This window comes from Pseudonocardia nigra, assembly GCF_019396355.1.
Taxonomy (GTDB): domain Bacteria; phylum Actinomycetota; class Actinomycetes; order Mycobacteriales; family Pseudonocardiaceae; genus Pseudonocardia; species Pseudonocardia nigra.
Genome location: NZ_JAHKRK010000189.1, coordinates 1 through 16,730 on the forward strand (window position 1 = coordinate 1; position 16,730 = coordinate 16,730).

A 16,730-nucleotide genomic window follows, 5' to 3' on the forward strand; every position below is an offset into this window, starting at 1 on the left:
GGCGAACGCGGCTTCGCCTTGCTCACCACCCGCTGGCGGGCGCTGCAGCGCATCACTACCAGCCCGTCGAAAATCGGGCGGATCGTCGCAGGAGCACTCGTGCTCACCCACTTCGAACACCAACTACGAAACCGATCTTGCTGAGATCACCTCATTGGACCCAGAAACCTCCCTTCGAGTTCCTCCCGGCTATGCCGGGGATGCGACAGGTCGCATCGTGGCGCACAAGAACCGCTCGATCTTCCCGCGGCCCTGCGGGCGGCCCGGGGTGGAGTGGATCAGCTTGATCCCGAGCTTGGCGCAGGCGCGCAGCAGCCAGGCGTCGACGAACGCCGACCGTTATCGACATAGACCGCGTCCGGGACCCCGCGCGACGCGAGCGCCGGGCGCAAAGCGGCGGCCAGGCGCACGGTGTCCTCGGCGAACCCGAACCGGTGCCCGACGATCGCGCGGGAGTGGTCGTCCAGGAAGGCGAACAGGTAGGTCTTGCGCCCACCGACCCGAGGTCCGTGCAGGGCGTCGCCGGTCCACAGCTCGTTCGGCCGGTCGGCCTCGAACCGGCCGAACACCCGCTCGCGCCCCGGGGCCGCCAGCAGCGATTGCGCCCAGCTGCGCGGCGATCAGCGGGTCGGTGTCCAACTCGGCGAAGTGGCGCTGCAGGGTGCGCTCGCCGGGTGCCCAGCCGAGCTGGGCGCGCAGGATCCGGCGGACCTGGGCGGCGGTCCGGGCCGGGTTCTCCCGCTTCAGCGCGACCGCCATCTCGATGACCTCGACCGGGATCCGCAGCCCGGCCTGGCGCGGTGCGGGCACCAGCGCGTCGAACCCGCCGCGGCGCCAGGCCCGAATCCAGCGATCCAGCGTGTCACGCGAGACCCGCACCGGCCGCCCGTCCGGGTCCAGGTGGGTGCGGGCGGCGATCTCACGGACCATCCGGCCCCGCGCGCGGGTCGAGTGCACCGGATCGGCCGCCTCCCGGATCAACTGATACCGGAACAGCCCGATCGCCCGCGACCGCGCCGCTCGCGCCGCCACCTCGTCCGGGCGTACTCCCTGCCTGCTCCCGCCCCGGATGCTCGCACCGCTCGACGCCGCACTGCTCGACACCGCACTACCCGACGCCACGCTGCTCGGTGCTGCGGTGTTGGCCGCCATCGAGGCCACCTCCTCGTTCTCGCTCGTCGTCCCCCCATCCGGGGGTCAAGCGGCGATGATCACGAGGAAGATCAGCTCGTGGCAGGGGCAGCTGGTGTTGATCCACTCCATGGGTCCGAGCCCGGCCATCCGGGAGCCAGCAACCGGCCCGCCGACACCGCCACCGCCGTCATCCACACGCTCTGCGAGCGCGCCAACTCGCCGACCCCGCCCACCTCGGAGTCCAGGTCAGAGTCGAGGTTCGGGGCGAGATCTCCGAACCGGGATCGGACCGCGGTGGCCGCGGCGGTGATCGCCGCCAGGGTGTCGGCCCAGGCCGATCCGGCCGGCCCGAGCAGCACCGGATCGGCCAGCAACGCTCGGCACCAGCGGGTGAACACCGCGCGGACCGATTCCAGCCGGGCGGCGAAGCGCCGCAGCCAGCCGCGCACCGTCTCTACCGGCCGGCCCAGCAGCGCCGCGATCCGCCGCTGCCCGGCGCCGACGGCCTTCGCGGCCAGCGCGGCGCCGATCACCACGGCCGTGTCCGCGCGCCGGACCAGCACGAACACCGGCAACAGCACGTGCGTGACCCGCAGCCGGTGCACCGCGACCGGCGCGGGCGGACCGCCACCGGCCCGGCCGGGCCGCGCACCGCACGAGCCCGGGCATGCCCCCACCCGGCCAGCACCGCCGAACAACGCGGGCACGTCAACCCGCCCGAGGTGAGTCGCTGCTCGACGCCCGCCGCGTCCGCTCCTACCGTGACCATCGCGCCTCCGAGCGCAACCGCACGGTCCTCCCGCACAATCCAGCCACGGCAAGCGCGGGAGGGCCGTCGCCAACCCGCCGACCCCGTTCGTCGGCACCGTGTCGGCGCCGACGAACCCGGTCAACACGCCGCGCCGATCCCCACCCTCATCGGCACGCTCAACGTCGCCGCCCCGGCGCTACGTCGTCATCCTCAGTGGCGCCCAACACACTGGTCAGCGATGACGTGTTCGAACAGGTGCAGGCGCGGATACGGTCGCGCGGGACGTCGTCGAACAGGACCTCCATCGCTCGGGTTCGTCGCCCGCACCCGCTGCGCGGCATGGTGATCTGCGAGGGGTGCGGACCGGAGGATGCAGGGCGCATGGAACCACGGCCCGCCGCACACCGTGCTCGATGTCGCGAAGCGCGAGCTGGCCGACTGCGACCGGAAGCTGGCCCGGCACCGCGCCGCGCTGGAAGCCGGCGCGGACCCGGCGATGGCCGCGGCGCGGAGCAACGAGGTGCAGCGCCAGCGCGAGGCGATCCAGCTCCGCCTGGAGCAAATGCAGGGACCTTCACGCCGCCGGCGGCTCAGCGAGACGAGATCGCGGCGGTGGTCGCCGCGTTCGGTGGCCTGCTCGCGGTGCTGCGCGCTGCCGACCCCCGTCCGAGAAGGCGGAGGTCTGTCGCCAGCTCGGCCTGTCGGTGGCGTACCGCCACGAGGACCGGATTGCGACCGTATAAGTACGCCCACGGATACCCGTGTGTGTAATGGGTGTGTCCGAGGGGGGATTCGAGCACAGAAGCGTTGCATACCTGCACAAGGCAGGTGTTCATGTGTACACCATAGCGCCGCCTGGCGGCGGTATGCCAACCGTCATCGTCAGAGCCACCACCTGTCCGCCTGCGCCTGTACACGAGAACCGACAGCCCGAGGTCTGATCGGTTGACCTTTCCGATCGGGGAGGCGGGTCGATAAGCCTCCACGCTGCTCCAGCTTGCGCGGGACGTGGCGTCGTAGTAATGGCACCACGGGATTCGGCCAGCGGACTTCCGCGTCGTACACGCGTTGGGGGAACATCCGGGACAGATCCTCAACTGGCAGCTGGCCGTCATGTGCGTGCTCGTCTTGACGCTCTGTACCCCGACGAGCTGCGTGAGCGCGCGATGCGGCTGATTGATAGGGCGATGGCGACGGATCCGCAGCTGTTGCTGAACGCCGCGATGGACCGATTGGTCCGCGTCGCGGCGGTGCTGGCCGCGCTCGAGCGGATCCGTTCTGATCCGCAGTTCGCCCGGTGCCTGTACGGGCCGCGGAAGGTGTGGCATCAGCTACGCCGCGAAGGCGGCGTCGGGCGCCACCTGCGCGAGCTGCTGCCGCCGGCGCCGGAGGAGGAGCGCGCCTCTTGATCGGACGACTCGGCGAGCGGAAACCGGGCGACTCGCGGGGCGAAAAACCGGCCGACTGGCGGACATTTGCGCGTTTCGCCCGAAAACCGTCGCCGAGTCGCCCCTTGTGCGGCGCCCGGCAGCGGATCAGGCGAGGTCCTCCAGATGCGTCGCGAGCTGGGTGAGCGTCGACGCGCCCGTCGGGCCGCCGGGAGCAGCGGGATCTCCGCGGCGGCCCCGAGGCGGGCGCGGATGGCGGCCAGCACCTCGTCCTGGCGGTGTGGGTCGCGGCGAGCAACCCGGTCGCGTCGCGGCGACGACCCGGTTGACCACCGGGGCGCCGAGCGGGACTCCCTGGGCGCAACGGTGGGCGGCGCGCTACCGCGCACATACCGAGGCGGGCATGATCGATCGGCCCGATCCCGGCGTCGGCGAGGGCGTCCACGGCCCGCTGCGTTTCGGTCCACACCAGGCGCTCGGGCACCAGGACGAGGTGGCGGTCGTCAGCGCTTGCCAGACCCTCGTCGACCAGGACCGAACAGCAGGCCGATGATCACGCTGTCCCGACGGCCCCGCGGGCGGTCGGCCAACGCGGCGCCGACACTGTCGCCTGCGATCGCACACGAACCCGAACGGTTTCCCGAACAGGAATATGGGGTATCGGACGTGCTAGCCGATCACTCGAGGGAGGTGCGCATGACGCGGCTCGCCGAGCAACTTGCCATCGCCACCCGCGCATCCCTGCGGGTCGGCGTCGAGGCCAGCTCCGTAGCTGCGACGGGGGACTCGTCGTCCCAGCATGAGATTGGCAGGCTGCCCAAACGGTACAACCGGCGGGTTCGAGTGGTGCGTGCGCGCAACCTCCCGTGCCGGGCTACCCGACACCTTGCCTCTACACGCCAGGCGAGACAGCTGGGCGGTTACTGGATGACTATGCCGGTTAGGACGAGCCCGGCCACCAGCGGCGGGCCAGCACCTGGGCCGGTCCCACGGGTGCTGCGGCCGGCGCAGTTGCGTCGCGCGCCCGTGGTCTGCACGGCGTCCGGCGGCAATGCCCGTTGCCGGAGTGGCGGCGGCCCGCTACTCCGATCTGAGCGGCAGGAACGACTCGGCGTCAGCGAGCATCCGCTCGAGAACGTCAGGCTCGGCCACGCGGTAGTAGATGCGGCGGCTGACGCGGCGACGGACCACGAGGCCGCTGTCGGCCAGCGCGGCCAACTGCTTGGACACTGCGCCCTGGCTGAGGCCCACGTGCTCGGTACAGCGCGACACGCAATGCTCCTCGCGCAGGACGTAGCGCAGCAGCTTCAGCCGAGTGGGATCACTCAGCGCGGCGAACACCTTCGCAACCTTGCGCGCATCCAACTCGGACTCGCCGCTCCCACCATTGTGTGCGCCCATCAACAGCATGGATGCCCGCGAGCGGCTGCGACGACACGTGCGCGGCGTCGCGCCGTCTCGGTCATGTCGGCACACCCGTCACCCCGGTCGCTTGGCAACACCACCAGCACGGCTCGACGCGAACCGAGCAGCCAGCGCGCTGTGCGGCGACAAGGAGGAACTGATGATCCCGATTGAGGTCTGGCCCGCGGTGCTTGCCGGGCTGCTCGCCGGCGCCGTGATGGAGGGCCCGGTCTATCTGCAGAAGGCCCTCGGCCTGCCGGTCAAGCAGAACATCTTCCGGACCTGGGGAAACCTGCTCGGAATGCGTGGCGCCGGCGGCTACGTCGCGGGGTTCCTGTTCCACGAGGTGCTGGCCGCCGTCATCGCCATCGGCTACGCGATCTTCTTCTGGCTCATCGGTGTCGAGGGCAACCTGTGGCTGTGGGGCTTGCTCGGCGCCCTCATCCACTACGCGCTCGCCGGCCCTGTCGTGAAGGTGATTCCCTCGCTCGACCCGGTTACCGGTGAGATCGGTAAGCAAGGCTTCGCCTACCGCAACTACGGCGCGCTGGACGTCGCGACATCCTTCGTCGGCCACCTGGCCTTCGGCCTGCTCACCGGCATCTTCTACGGCCTGTTCCACTCCGGTGGTGGCGCCGGCTTCGCGTTCTGATGACGCCGCAGCTAGCTCGTCATGGCGGGCTCATCCCCTTCATCTGGCGAGGAGGAGCAGGATGCGGCATTACCTGGTTGTCGTCGCGGCGTTGCTCGCGTTGTTTGTGGTGCTGTTCGTGGCGGTCGAGGCCGCGGGCGTGCCGCTGTTGACCGACCCGTCTGCGCAGTTGAGCCGCGCTGATCTGGCCGCCGCCGTTGTGGGCGTCGGGCTGCTGGTCACTGACGTGGTGTTGCCGGTGCCCTCGAGCGTGGTGATGGTGGCGCATGGTGCGCTGTTCGGGGCCGTCGCGGGCACCCTGTTGTCGCTGGCGGGCAGCGTGGGTGCAGGGTTGACCGGGTTCGCGCTCGGCCGCCGCGGCGGCCCGCTGCTGGATCGGCTCGTGCCCGCATCGGAGCGGCGTCGGGCGGATGCGCTGCTGGGCCGCTGGGGTGCGCTGGCGGTCGTCGTGACCCGGCCGGTGCCGGTGCTGGCGGAGACGACCGCGATCTTGGCCGGCGCGACGCGGTCGCTGTCGTGGCTGCGGATGGGCTTGGCCGCAGCGGTGGGCTCCCTGCCAGCCACTGCCCTGTACGCGCTGGCAGGGGCGGCGGCGGCCGGGTTCGTCAGCGTCTCTCTGATCTTCGCGGTGGTCCTCGTCCTCGCCGCGGTGACCTGGCTCGTCGAGCGCCGTCGCGCCAGAGGAGGCCGTGAAGGCGTCGCCGACAGCGATGAAACCGGGCCGAGGGCGCAGGGAGCGGAGGGATGAGCGGACCGGGTGAAGAGCAGCCTCTGTTGGAGCTCGTGGCAGACCGGTTCACCTTCCCCACCGGGCTGACCTTCGACGAGCAGGGCGTGGCGTACGTGGCAGAGGCGGGCCTTCCCTTTGGCGGTGCGCCACCGGGCGGCACGGTGTGGCGGCTCGGACCGGACGGTGAGCGGACGAGCGTGGCGCACGGGCTGCGCCCACCGGTCACCGGTCTGACCTGGCACGCCGGGGCCCTGTACGTGTCCGAGGGCGGGCACCCCGCGCGGCTGAGCCGCGTGAGCTTGGACGGGACTCGCGAGACGCTGCTGGAGGGGCTGCCGGGACCGGGCAACTACCACCTGAACATGGCCGTGGTAGGCCCGGACGCGAAGCTGTACTTCAGCCAGGGCGCGATGACGAACCTGGGGATCGTGGGGCTCGATGCCTACGAGGTGGGATGGCTGCGCCGGCTGCCGCACGGCCACGACGTGCCGGGGTTCGACGTCACGCTGGCCGGGGTCAACGTCACTACCCCCGGGCCCACCGGCGGCACCCCTGACGGCGAAGCGGTCACGGGAGCGTTCGTGCCGTTCGGTACCCCGACCGAGCCCGGCCAGCGGGTGCCCGCCGGGCTGCCGGCGACCGCCGCGGTGATGCGCTGCAACCTCGACGGTACCGGCCTGGAGCTGGTCGCGTGGGGGCTGCGCAACGCCTACGGCCTGGGGTTCCTGCCGGACGGGCGGTTGCTGGCAACCGACCAGGGCTCCGACGACCGCGGCAGCCGCCCGATCGGCGATGCCCCGGACCTGCTGTTCGAGGTCCGCGCCGGCTGCTGGTACGGCTGGCCGGACTACGTGGGCGGGGTGCCGGTCACCGACGAGCGGTTCCGGCCGGAGCGGGGACCGCACCCGTCGTTCGTCCTGGCCGACCACGAGGCGCTGCCACCGCCGCAGCCGGCGCTGCTGGCGTTCCCGCCGCACGTGGCCGCGGTGAAGTTCGACCTGGCCCCGCCCGGCAGCGCGCTGTGTGGGTCGCTGCTCGTGGCGCTGTTCGGCGACGAGGCGCCGATGACCGCGCCGCGCGGGCCGCCGACACGCTGTACGAGCGCATCCGGCACGCCCCGATGATCGACACCGCGCTGGCGTACCTGTACAAGCCGCTCGCCCCGATCACCAAGCGGATCAGGATTGAGCGGAAGAAGGACCGTAGCTACGACCCGAGTCACGTCCTGGTTCCGGAAGGGTTCAGCGTCGAGGTCGTCGCGACCGGCCTCAACGCCCCGGTGCACTGCAGCTTCGACGACGAGGGCTACGTGTACGTCACCGAGTCGGGGCACAAGATCGAGTCGAAGCCGCGGGTGCTCAAGGTCGACCCGCGGACCGGGGAGCACGAGGTGTTCTTCGACCTGCCCGAGGACCGCTGGGACATCTACGGCGCCCTCACCGGAACCCTGTGGCACGACCCGTACCTCTACTTCTCCAACACTGATACCGTGAGTCGCCTGCGCCCGGACGGGACGATCGAGGACCTGGTCACAGATCTGCCGGGGCGGGGGGACCACCAGACCAACTACCCGGTGCTGGGCCCGGACGGGAAGATCTACTGGGGGCAGGGCACCGGGACCAACACCGCCGTCGTCGGCGCGGACAACTTCGCCTACGAGTGGATGAAGGCCTACCCGGATTTCCACGACCGCCCAGGCCAGGACATCGTCCTGGCCGGGCACAACTACGAGTTCCAGAACGTGCTGGGCAACATCACCGAGACCGTCCGCACCGGCGGTTACGTCCCTTTCGGCACAGAGACCCATCCCGGGCAGGTCATCAAGGGCACGGTGAAGGCGAGCGGATCGGTACTGCGCTGCAACCCCGATGGGACAGCGATGGGACAGGGCTGGAACTGGTCGCCTGGGGGCTGCGCAACCCCTACGGCATCGCCTTTCACCCCGACGGTCGGCTGTTCGCCACCGAGCACGGCATCGACGAGCGCAACGCCCGCCACATCATCGGCGACCTCGAGGACTTCTACGAGATCCTGGAAGGGGCGTGGTACGGCTGGCCGGACTTCGCCTCGGGTATCCGGCTGGATGATCCGTACTGGGGCGAGGGGGGCCGTGGGCGTGAACCGCTGCTCGCCGAGCACCCCGACCCCAACCCGCCCAAGCCGTTCGTGACCTTTCCCCCGCACGCCGCGCCCAACGGGGTCGATTTCTGCCGACACGCCGAGTTCGGGTTCGAGGGCGACGCTTTCGTGACACTGTTCGGCGACATCACCCCGGTGACCGACCGGCTTCCCACACCGTCCGGATTCAAGATCGTGCGGATCGACATGAAGAACCGACAGGTCGTCGACTTCGCGGTCAACAAGATCGTCGGCCCGGCCGCGAAACTGCCGCACTCCGGTTTCGACCGCCCCTCGCACTGCGCCTTCGCGCCGGACGGTGCGCTGTACGTCGTCGATTGGGGAGAGATCCAGATCGCCGCCGAGAAGGGCGGCATCCGCATGGCGAAGGGCACCGGATCCCTGTGGCGGATCCGGCGTACCGGCGAGCAGATCGGCCAGGAGCCCCCGGCCCCGCGTCAGGTCCCGTCCTACGCCATCAAAGCGGTCCTCGGCGGCCTCGCCGCGGCCGGCACGGGCGGGCTCGCGATCTGGAAGCTACTGCGACGCAACAACCGGTGACGGCGAGGACCGGGCCAACCGGCTCGAGGGATTCGCCGCTGGGCGGGTAATGGTCGGGCAGCGACCTGGGTAACTCGACGACGTACCGCAGCGCCGCGATCGAGAGGAGAGCGGTATGGGTGACCTCGGCAAGGACAGGGACTCGACGTCTGCTGGCATCGCCAGTCCGGTGGACAGCGAGCAGCAGCTCGAGGAGTACAACTACGAGCACTTCCGGCCCAAGCACTTGCTGGCCGACATGTGGCGGTCGGCCCGCGGTGAGGGGCTGCAGCCGGGCGCGACGGCGCCGGACTTCGAGCTGGAGTCGACCGACGGCCAGCGGATCCGGCTGAGCTCGCTGCGCGGTCGTCCGGTGCTCGTGCATTTCGGCAGCGGCACTTGACCCGTCACCACGGGTGCAGTTGCGCCCGTCAAGCAGCTTCACGAGTGGTACGGCGACCGGGTGCAGTTTCTCGACGTGGTCATCCGGCAGGCCCACCCCGGCGAGAAGCGCGGCCGCTACCTCGACTACGGCGACAAGGTCGAGTCGGCGCGGGAGTACCAGCGGTTGGAGGGCATCGACTGGCCGGTGCTCATCGACGACTACGCAGGCACCGTGCACCGCGAGTACAGCCGGGAGATGGCGGACCCGTCGTTCCTGATCGACGCCGAGGGCAAGGTCGCGTTCTACTGCATGTGGACCCACGCTCCGGCGCTCAAGCGAGCGTTCGACGAGCTCCTCGCGCGCGGCGGTACCGGCGCGCCGGTCGCCGGAGGGATCGACCGGATGCCACACATGCTCGCCTCGATCGTTGACGGCCACCGCGGCCCGGCACGGGGTGGGAAGCGCGCGGTCCGCGAGCTCGACACCGCTGGCCTCGGCATCGGCACCTTGAGTCGGCTGGCGAACAAGGCGAAGCCCGTCCTCGGGCCGATCGCGCTGCGGGCCGAGCCACTGCCGCCCGCGGCGAAGGTTGCTCTCGCGCTCGGGCTGCTCGTCGCTGCCGGGCTCGCAAGACGATCACGAAAGGCGGACGACAAGTGAGGACAGGTGCGGCCGGGCGTAGGGGGGTGCACGTTGAGCGCTGCGCTTCGGCTACGGCACTAACGGCTTCGTCAACCACGGGCTCGACGACGCGGTCGCCGTCCTCGCCGACCTCGGCTACGACGGGGTGGCGCTGACCCTGGACCACCACCACCTCGACCCGTTCGACCCGGACCTTCCCGCACGGATCGCGGCGCTGGCCACGACACCGGCGCCTGGCCCGAGCGCCGCCGGCGCGCGGGTACGCGGCCTACTCGCCGAGCTCGACGGCGTCGCGGAGGTCCTCGACCGCGCCGGCCAGGCCGCGCACGGGCTGGACCATGAACGGGCCGGTGACTCACTGTCGTCGCACAGCCCGATGCCTGGTTCACCTACTACTACTGGCTCGACGACGCCCGCGCCCCTGACTTCGCCCGCGGCGTGGAGACCACCGCAAGCCCGGCTACGACCCCGCCGAGCTGTTCCTCGACCCGGGCGACGCACGTGTCAAGCTGCGGGCGGCAGCCGGGCTTGCGCGCAAGAAGCTCGGGCTGCGCTACGCGATGAACGTTGTGCCGCTGGACCCGGGGTACGTACGCGGCTCACACGGCCGACTGCCCGAGGACCCGGCCGACGGGCCAGTCCTGCTGTGCTCAGACCCGTCGGCGGCGCGCGACCGGTTCGAGGCGACCGACGTGCGCGACCTGCTCCTCGAACTCGCCGGCGTCTGAGCGGCGTCTCGGAGTCGTGCGGCCCGGCCCCGGCGGGCCCCCGACTGCGGTGGTTGCAGCGGAACGGGAAAACATCGATCCGCTTTCCGAACGACGATCACACCACCGGGTTGATGCTCAGCGCACCCGGACAGATCAGGACCGCGGCGAGGGATCGAGGAAGCGGTCAAAAATGACGCCCGTGGCCTGCGCCTGCACGTACTTGTCCAGCACATCGACGACGACGTCCTGCGTTGACCACTTCGTCGGCTGGTACAACCCAAGCGCGGTGTTGAACAACACGTCCCCCGTGTACACGACGCCGAAGACCGTATTAACGGCCCTCTGGCCGCGCAACCCGTTCAGGGCCGCGACGCCGTACGCGGCACCCCACATCGCGCCGAGCGCGAAGTGGGTCGCGTAGTTGAGCCGCCGCCGGGCCTCGGGGGTCTCGGCGCGGATCGGCAGCACGGTCTCGGCGAGGTCGGCCGGCGCATAGCTGGTGCCGCGCCCAGTGATCGGCATCTCGACCAGCTTCTGGAATGCGGTCATCACCCCGGTGCCGAGCACTCCCGCGACGACTCCCCGACTCAGGACGCTCTTCGTGGACCCTCGATGCGACATGGTGACCGAGTACCCGCCGATCCCCCGCCCACACCGCGCGGTCGAGCGGCCTCCCCTCACCCGACCGCGGCGCTGTCACATCCCTGTCCTCGCACGTGCGGTGCCCTCCTCGCAGACGCCCGCGCCCTGAAAGGAGGAGGCGACGTCGGCGAGGAGGCGGAACGGTAGGCCAGGCAAAGGGTGGGCAAAGCGGGGATAGCGACGGTAAGAACCGGCGCGACACAGCGACGCTCACCCGTCTGCTGCTAGCGGGCATCCGTCCCGGCCAGCCTGCGCAGGAAAGCCTCGGCGGTTCCGTGTCCGATCCCCATCTCCATCCCCGCCCAGTCCACTCCGCGAGAGTCATGCCGCCGGTTCGAGGACGACGCAGCAGTTCACGGGGCACGGCGCGAGCCGCGCCGCGAAGTCGTCCGCCAGCCCGAGCCCTTCGAGGTATCCAGTGGCGAGAGCAAGATTGATCGAGCACACCAACTCGCTGTCATGGATGCGCAGGCGCTCGAAGGGGCAGTTGGTCAGGACGACCTGGTTTCCGTTGTGCCGCGGCTGGTACCCGAGCCGCTCCAGCAGGTCGGCGAGCAAGTCTCGCGCCGTGGATGGATGCTTGCCCGCCGCCGCGTCGTGCGCAAGTTCGGATCCCCGCCTCCGCGCAACGCGAAGGGCCGCCTTGCGCAGCGGCTCGTCGGCGGTGTGCTCGGCCACGGCCTGCACGAGGAGTTCGGCAAGCAGCTCGTAGCGTCGCGGCGGGACCGAGGCGCTCAAGTCCCGCCGAGTCACCGCGAACCGCTGCGGCGGCCTTCCGCGCCCGCCGGAAGCCGCCCTGCCTGCGACCGTGCGCACGAGCCCGGCCCGCTGGAGCTTGTCGAGGTGAAAAGCAACGAGCGTCCGTCCGATCCCGAGCGTCTCAGAGACCTCCTGCCGGCTACACGGCTCCTTGGTCCCCGCAATGTGGGCATAGATGCGTGCCCGCTGCGGCTCGGACAGAACGCCCAGCGCTACGAGATCTCCAGCCACCGCATCCATAGATCCACCGTAGAGAGAAGGCACTCGTCCAACAACAACCATTGACAGAAGCCGTCGACGAGGTTTAGACAACCCTCGCTGTGAAAATCCTCGTCGAGCAGGACCGCGATGCGGCTGCCGGGCGTTCAGCGTTCGAGGTCGGCGGCTCACAGGGCCGGCCGACGCGGGATCCCCGGCAAGCCGCGGCACCACGTCCGGCGCGACTAGCTCTCGGTTGTCCTGGTCATGCGGCAGGGAGATATCGGATCATGGTGGACACAGCCGGCGGGCGACCAGCGCAGGGCCTCACTCCCGGAGATGATCGCTCCAGTGCCGCTGCAGTCCCCGACGATGATGTCTCGGACATCGATCTGCACGACCGACTCGCCTCGGGAGACCAGGCCGCGCTAGGGCTGATGATCGATCGCTATATTCGTCCGGCCTGGTCGCTGGCCCGACGGATCTGCCGGGACGCGGAGATCGCCGAGGAGGTCGTCCAGGAGGTTTTCCTCGCGCTGTGGCGGGAGCCCGGCCGCTACGACCCGCAGCGGGGCCCGTTCGCCGCCTGGCTACGCACACTCGTGCACCACAAAGCGGTGGACCTGGTGCGCCGAGAGGACAGGTGGCACCGCCGGGAGGAATCGCCGCCAGACCTGACCGAGTCAGGCGCTGACGAGAGCGCGATGGCGGCGATCCTGGCCGGCAAGCTGCGCGATGCCCTGCAACAGCTGCCAGACCAGCAGCGCCGCACGCTGATCCTGGCCTACTTCGGCGGTTACACCCAGCGCGAGATCGCCCAGATCACCGCGGTGCCTCTGGGTACCGTGAAATCCCGAACGGCCACCGCGCTCGAGCGGCTCCGCGCCGCAATCGCACGCTTCGACGACGACCACCCTGAAAGGAGCGGCTGAACGTCGCTGGCCTGTCAGGTGTCCGGTCGAGCCCCGGAGCGTGTCCCACGTCGGAGCCGGGCCGTCGGAGCGGCCGGGGACGCGGCGTGGCGGTGTTGTCGCCGTGTGCAGGGCGCAGTGGCCGCGGCTCGTCGGGATGTTGCAGCTGGACAGCGCGAACGGCAGGGCCGGCGCGTAGCGCGGCGCAGCCAGAGACCTCTGTCCGAGTAGACTCAACACGCGCTGGTCTCTACCGCCCGGCGCAGTGGCTGATCACCAACACGGCACCAGGACACGTCAGCCGACCTCACCGAGATGCACCATGCAGCACCTCGTGTCGCTGACGGGACCGGCGGGTATAGGTCGAACATGCAGAGGTCCGGCTGCCGCCAGCATCGATGCAGTCCCGGCTATGTGCAGGCGCAGGGCAGCCCGTTCAAATTCGACCACTTCCTCGATCCGGGGCGGTCCTCCGATTGACATTCCAGCCGATGCCGTGAACATCGATCCGGTGGCCGCGGCTGTCGCCGGGCTCGTCGCGGGGCAGCTCATGGAGGCCCCGACCTACCTCCAACGATCCGCCGTACTCGCCGTCAAGCAGGACATCTTCGACGAGGCCGGGGCGATTCTGCGTGCCCCGCAGCGGCACCGCCGCATCGTCGGCTGGGCCGGCCACTCCGTGCTGGCCGTCGCAATCGTGCAGCTCTACGCCGCCTTCTTCGCCGCCGTTGCGCACAACGACCACCTCGCGTGGTGGGGCATCGTCGCCGGAGCCATACACGGCCTGCTGGGCGGAATCGTCGTCGGGTCCTGGCCGGATCTGCATCCCGAGATACCCCGTGCGACGCCACCGCCAGGCGTCTTCTACCGCCACTACGGTAGCCGTGACGTCACCACCTTCGTGGTCGGACACCTGTGGTTCGGAGCGGTCGCCGGGACCCTCTACGCCCTGCTGCACGCCGACCTTCCACCCACCGCAGCCCTCTAGGGCTTGCCCTTGTCCTCGTTGGCTGTGTCAATCAGAACTGGATCTGGCCCACATTTCGTGATCGTCTTGACCCGGCGTGTCACCTGATGAGGTGACCGCGGCTCGTGATCATGCCCGGGGTGCGATCGTGAGTGGCTGCCGGCGCTGGTCCCGCAGCTGGCCGGAGTGATGATCGAGCGGGTCGAGCGGCTGGCGGGTCGGGTGCGGATCTCCGCATCGGCCACCGGGGAGCGGCGGCAGTGTCGCGCGTGTGGGACGGCGTCGGTGCGCGTGCACAGCCGCTACCGGCGCCGGGTGGCCGATGCGCCGATCAGCGGCGCGCCGGTGGTGATCGAGCTGGGGGTTCGGCGGTTCTTCTGCGAACACGTGAGCTGCTCGAAGCGGACGTTCGTCGAGCAGATCCCGCAGTTGACCTCCCGGTATGCCCGCCGCAGCCTGGGGCTCGCGCGGACGCTCGCCGCGGTCGGGCTGGCGCTGGCCGGCCGCGCCGGGGCCCGGCTGGGTGTCCGCCTGGGCCTGCCGGCCAGCCGCAGCACCCTGTTACGCCTGGTCGAACAGTTGCCGGACCCGCAGGTGGGCGCGGTGGCCGTGCTCGTCGACGACTTCGCGCTGCGCCGCGGTCACGTCTACGGCACCGTGCGAAAGCCCAGAGTTCAGCGAAACTGAAGGTTCTTCGACCGGAACCCAAGGGTCAAACGGGCTTGGGATCGGGTGTTGATCCTTGGGTTCGTGGTGAACTCGGGGGATCGTACTGCTCAGCGGTTGTCTCCCGAAGCTGTCGGGCGGCGTTGGCGTAGCGGATCGCGGTGTTGGCGTGGAGCCCGAACACGGCGGCCAGGTGCAGCGGGTCCGGGCCGTGCACCAGCAACTCCTCGAGTTGTCGGTCGGTGTGGAGCCGTTCGAGCGTGGCGTCGAGTCCGCAGAATGCCCGGGTGATCCAGACCCGGCTGACGGGGCTGGTCTTGACCGCGGTGAGCCGGTTGATCAGCAGGTGCGGGTTGGCGGTGTCGGGCCAGCGCTCGCGCCGGTGGTCGAGCCAGTCGAGCAGGGCCTGGCGGGTCAGCTCATCGAGGGGACGCGCTCGGCCGGCGATCACGAGCTGCTGGCGGCCCAGGTCGAGGTCTGTCAGGCGCAGCTCGCCGATGTCCTTGGAACGGGCGGCGTGGACGGCGGCCAGGATGAGGGCCAGTCGTGCGGCCGGCGTGCCCGCCGCGCTCACGGCCTCGGCGATCTGTTCGGGCGCCAGGGGCAGGATGGCCCGGTAGTTGGGCCGACACGGATGCGTGCGGTGGGGTCACGGAAGATGGTCCCAGCCTTCTTGCAGTGCCGAAACAGCGACCGCAGGACGCTGAGCGTGTGCCGGCGCTTGTGGCTGTGCAGGGCGTCGGCGATCGCGAGGATGTCGTCGCGGGTGACCTCTCGGAGGTGGTCATAGCGCTGCGACCAGCCGATCAGCACCGGCCGGATCTCGTTGAGGTAGCTGGACACGGTGTTGGGATCACGGGCTCGAGTGCGTGGTTCGCCGTCGTGTAGGGCGCGTATCCATCCCTCGGTGTCATCGCGGATGCCCGCAGCGAGGCCGTCGAGCTTGCGCTGCAGCCAGGAGTCGAAGGCCGGCACGCGATCGTCGTCGAACACGCCGAGCTGGTCGAGGATCTCGACGGTGCGCTCGACGCCCAGCCCCTTGCGACGCAGCACCGGGAACAGTTCGGAGAAGCGGATCTTGTCACCGTCGACGTGGCCGGATAGCAGGATGACCAGGGCCCGGTCGATCTCGCTGGCGAGCCAGTGGGACCAGCCGCGCGCCTCGCCCAGGGCGCGGGCCATCCGTTGGGCGCGCAGCAGGGTGGGATTGGTTGGGTCGGCGTGGCGGGCTCGGTCGAAGCGGGAGTAGTCGCGGCGGACGTCGACGGGAAGGCGTAGCTGGACCCCGCCGGGGCTCGGCGTGTGCGGCTGGGCCGCCGCGACGGGTTGCCCGCGCAGCCCTCGCCGTCCTTGCTTGCCCAGCAGCGTTCGCCCGGGCCGGCGGTAGTGGTCGCGGTGCATGCGGGCGAAGAACAGTTGCTGGCAGCGCACTCGGCGAAGGAACGGTTCCGACACCGCGAGCTTGCCCGCGGCTTTCGCGTCGTCGAGCGCTTGGAGGTGACACAGCCGGCAGTAGCCGGCTTTGATCGCGACGATGCGGTGGCAGGCCGCGCACCGACCGGCGGGGTGGAGGTTGCGGAAGGTGTAGCAGGCGCGACAGCACCGACCGGGTAGCACGCCCCACGCGAAGCACTCGATGCAGCTGGCCGCCGGCTTGTCCGGGGAGATCGCGCCCATCAGGCCGGGGGCAACGACCGTCCGTCCCGGCGCTTGGGGACGATCGCCGCCGCGGCCGCCGCCGACGCCGCGACCGGACCGTCACGTTCCTCGCCGCAGGGGTGGGCGACCTTGCTGGGCTCGGGGATGAGGAGTTCACCGACGTCGCAGCCGAGCACCACACAGATGACGTCGAGGTCGTCGAGCTTGATGCTGGCCGGGCTGCCCGACCACAGCCCGGACATCTTGCCAGCGCTGATGGTCAGGCCGTGCTCGGCCAGCATCCGCTGCAGCTCGCTGGCCTTCCAGATGCCGCGGTTGGCGGCCGCCAACCGGAGATTCCACTTCATGGAACGAGTCCCTTCAGGCGGGTAGCGGCGCGGTGCTGACCGGCGATCCAGGCGTCCTCGACGTGGGTGCGGTGCACGTGGATGTACTGCATCGTGGTCGCGACCCAGACGTGTCCGAGGGCCTCCT

Annotated in this window: 18 protein-coding genes and 3 pseudogenes; 12 read left to right on the top strand and 9 right to left on the bottom strand. The window is 70.3% G+C overall.

Annotated elements, in window-relative coordinates; genetic code table 11:
• Positions 1 to 278 precede the first annotated feature (278 nt).
• The 3 genes and pseudogenes from KME75_RS44015 to KME75_RS31825 all read right to left on the bottom strand — a co-directional run bounded on the left by KME75_RS44015 (position 279) and on the right by KME75_RS31825 (position 1,811).
• Positions 279 to 569 (bottom strand): DDE-type integrase/transposase/recombinase, encoded by a 291-nt coding sequence (locus tag KME75_RS44015; protein ID WP_308283273.1) that lies wholly within the window; start codon positions 567 to 569, stop codon positions 279 to 281.
• Between the two features lie 235 nt (positions 570 to 804).
• A pseudogene (locus KME75_RS47075) lies at positions 805 to 1,152 on the bottom strand (helix-turn-helix domain-containing protein); the annotation flags it as partial.
• 71 nt (positions 1,153 to 1,223) lie between these two features.
• Positions 1,224 to 1,811: a helix-turn-helix domain-containing protein gene (locus tag KME75_RS31825; protein WP_219418641.1), complete on the bottom strand. Its 588-nt coding sequence runs from the start codon at positions 1,809 to 1,811 to the stop codon at positions 1,224 to 1,226.
• 1,261 nt (positions 1,812 to 3,072) lie between these two features.
• On the opposite strand from KME75_RS31825, the gene KME75_RS31830 reads away from it, so the two are divergent.
• Positions 3,073 to 3,294, top strand: a complete 222-nt coding sequence (locus tag KME75_RS31830) for a hypothetical protein (protein WP_219418642.1) — start codon at positions 3,073 to 3,075, stop codon at positions 3,292 to 3,294.
• Between the two features lie 382 nt (positions 3,295 to 3,676).
• Complete coding sequence (locus KME75_RS31835; protein WP_219418643.1) at positions 3,677 to 3,826, top strand: hypothetical protein; 150 nt, start codon at positions 3,677 to 3,679, stop codon at positions 3,824 to 3,826.
• Between the two features lie 527 nt (positions 3,827 to 4,353).
• Here KME75_RS31835 and KME75_RS31840 read toward each other — a convergent pair.
• Positions 4,354 to 4,614 carry an ArsR/SmtB family transcription factor gene (locus KME75_RS31840; RefSeq protein WP_308283275.1) on the bottom strand — a complete coding sequence of 87 codons (261 nt, stop codon included), beginning with the start codon at positions 4,612 to 4,614 and terminating at the stop codon, positions 4,354 to 4,356.
• Positions 4,615 to 4,681: 67 nt separating this feature from the next.
• On the opposite strand from KME75_RS31840, the gene KME75_RS31845 reads away from it, so the two are divergent.
• From KME75_RS31845 to KME75_RS31875, 7 genes and pseudogenes are all read left to right on the top strand, one after another.
• Complete coding sequence (locus KME75_RS31845; RefSeq protein WP_219418645.1) at positions 4,682 to 5,329, top strand: hypothetical protein; 648 nt, start codon at positions 4,682 to 4,684, stop codon at positions 5,327 to 5,329.
• 118 nt (positions 5,330 to 5,447) lie between these two features.
• Positions 5,448 to 6,077, top strand: coding sequence for a VTT domain-containing protein (locus KME75_RS31850; RefSeq protein WP_219418646.1), 630 nt, complete (start codon positions 5,448 to 5,450; stop codon positions 6,075 to 6,077).
• A gap of 26 nt (positions 6,078 to 6,103) precedes the next feature.
• Positions 6,104 to 7,183 carry a PQQ-dependent sugar dehydrogenase gene (locus tag KME75_RS31855; RefSeq protein WP_219418647.1) on the top strand — a complete coding sequence of 360 codons (1,080 nt, stop codon included), beginning with the start codon at positions 6,104 to 6,106 and terminating at the stop codon, positions 7,181 to 7,183.
• A gap of 535 nt (positions 7,184 to 7,718) precedes the next feature.
• Positions 7,719 to 8,738 (top strand): PQQ-dependent sugar dehydrogenase, encoded by a 1,020-nt coding sequence (locus KME75_RS31860; RefSeq protein WP_219418648.1) that lies wholly within the window; start codon positions 7,719 to 7,721, stop codon positions 8,736 to 8,738.
• A gap of 115 nt (positions 8,739 to 8,853) precedes the next feature.
• Positions 8,854 to 9,762 (top strand): peroxiredoxin family protein, encoded by a 909-nt coding sequence (locus KME75_RS45270; RefSeq protein WP_263013265.1) that lies wholly within the window; start codon positions 8,854 to 8,856, stop codon positions 9,760 to 9,762.
• A 40-nt stretch (positions 9,763 to 9,802) separates the two neighbouring features.
• A pseudogene (locus tag KME75_RS47080) lies at positions 9,803 to 9,964 on the top strand (sugar phosphate isomerase/epimerase); the annotation flags it as partial.
• A gap of 36 nt (positions 9,965 to 10,000) precedes the next feature.
• Positions 10,001 to 10,472 (top strand): annotated as a pseudogene (locus tag KME75_RS31875) (alkaline phosphatase family protein); the annotation flags it as partial.
• Between the two features lie 135 nt (positions 10,473 to 10,607).
• Here KME75_RS31875 and KME75_RS31880 read toward each other — a convergent pair.
• Positions 10,608 to 11,021 (bottom strand): hypothetical protein, encoded by a 414-nt coding sequence (locus KME75_RS31880; RefSeq protein ID WP_219418651.1) that lies wholly within the window; start codon positions 11,019 to 11,021, stop codon positions 10,608 to 10,610.
• Positions 11,022 to 11,417: 396 nt separating this feature from the next.
• Positions 11,418 to 12,095 carry a helix-turn-helix transcriptional regulator gene (locus KME75_RS31885; protein ID WP_219418652.1) on the bottom strand — a complete coding sequence of 226 codons (678 nt, stop codon included), beginning with the start codon at positions 12,093 to 12,095 and terminating at the stop codon, positions 11,418 to 11,420.
• Positions 12,096 to 12,343: 248 nt separating this feature from the next.
• On the opposite strand from KME75_RS31885, the gene KME75_RS31890 reads away from it, so the two are divergent.
• The 3 genes from KME75_RS31890 (at position 12,344) to KME75_RS31900 (ending at position 14,618) form a co-directional block, all read left to right on the top strand.
• A complete protein-coding gene (locus tag KME75_RS31890) occupies positions 12,344 to 12,985 on the top strand; it encodes an RNA polymerase sigma factor (RefSeq protein WP_219418653.1) in 642 nt (213 codons plus the stop codon).
• 490 nt (positions 12,986 to 13,475) lie between these two features.
• Entirely contained in the window at positions 13,476 to 13,952 is a 477-nt protein-coding gene (locus tag KME75_RS31895) for a hypothetical protein (protein ID WP_219418654.1), read from the top strand.
• Positions 13,953 to 14,120: 168 nt separating this feature from the next.
• Positions 14,121 to 14,618, top strand: a complete 498-nt coding sequence (locus tag KME75_RS31900) for a transposase family protein (protein ID WP_219418655.1) — start codon at positions 14,121 to 14,123, stop codon at positions 14,616 to 14,618.
• Between the two features lie 25 nt (positions 14,619 to 14,643).
• Here KME75_RS31900 and KME75_RS31905 read toward each other — a convergent pair whose 3' ends face one another.
• The 3 genes from KME75_RS31905 to KME75_RS31915 form a co-directional block, all read right to left on the bottom strand.
• Positions 14,644 to 15,171, bottom strand: a complete 528-nt coding sequence (locus KME75_RS31905; protein ID WP_219418656.1) for a site-specific integrase — start codon at positions 15,169 to 15,171, stop codon at positions 14,644 to 14,646.
• The gene (locus KME75_RS31910) at positions 15,168 to 15,779 is read right to left on the bottom strand and encodes a site-specific integrase (RefSeq protein ID WP_219418657.1); all 612 of its coding nucleotides are present in this window, start codon (positions 15,777 to 15,779) and stop codon (positions 15,168 to 15,170) included. Before KME75_RS31910 ends, KME75_RS31905 begins: the two co-directional genes overlap by 4 nt.
• Positions 15,780 to 16,273: 494 nt before the next feature.
• Positions 16,274 to 16,603, bottom strand: coding sequence for a helix-turn-helix domain-containing protein (locus tag KME75_RS31915; RefSeq protein WP_219418658.1), 330 nt, complete (start codon positions 16,601 to 16,603; stop codon positions 16,274 to 16,276).
• Positions 16,604 to 16,730 lie beyond the last annotated feature (127 nt).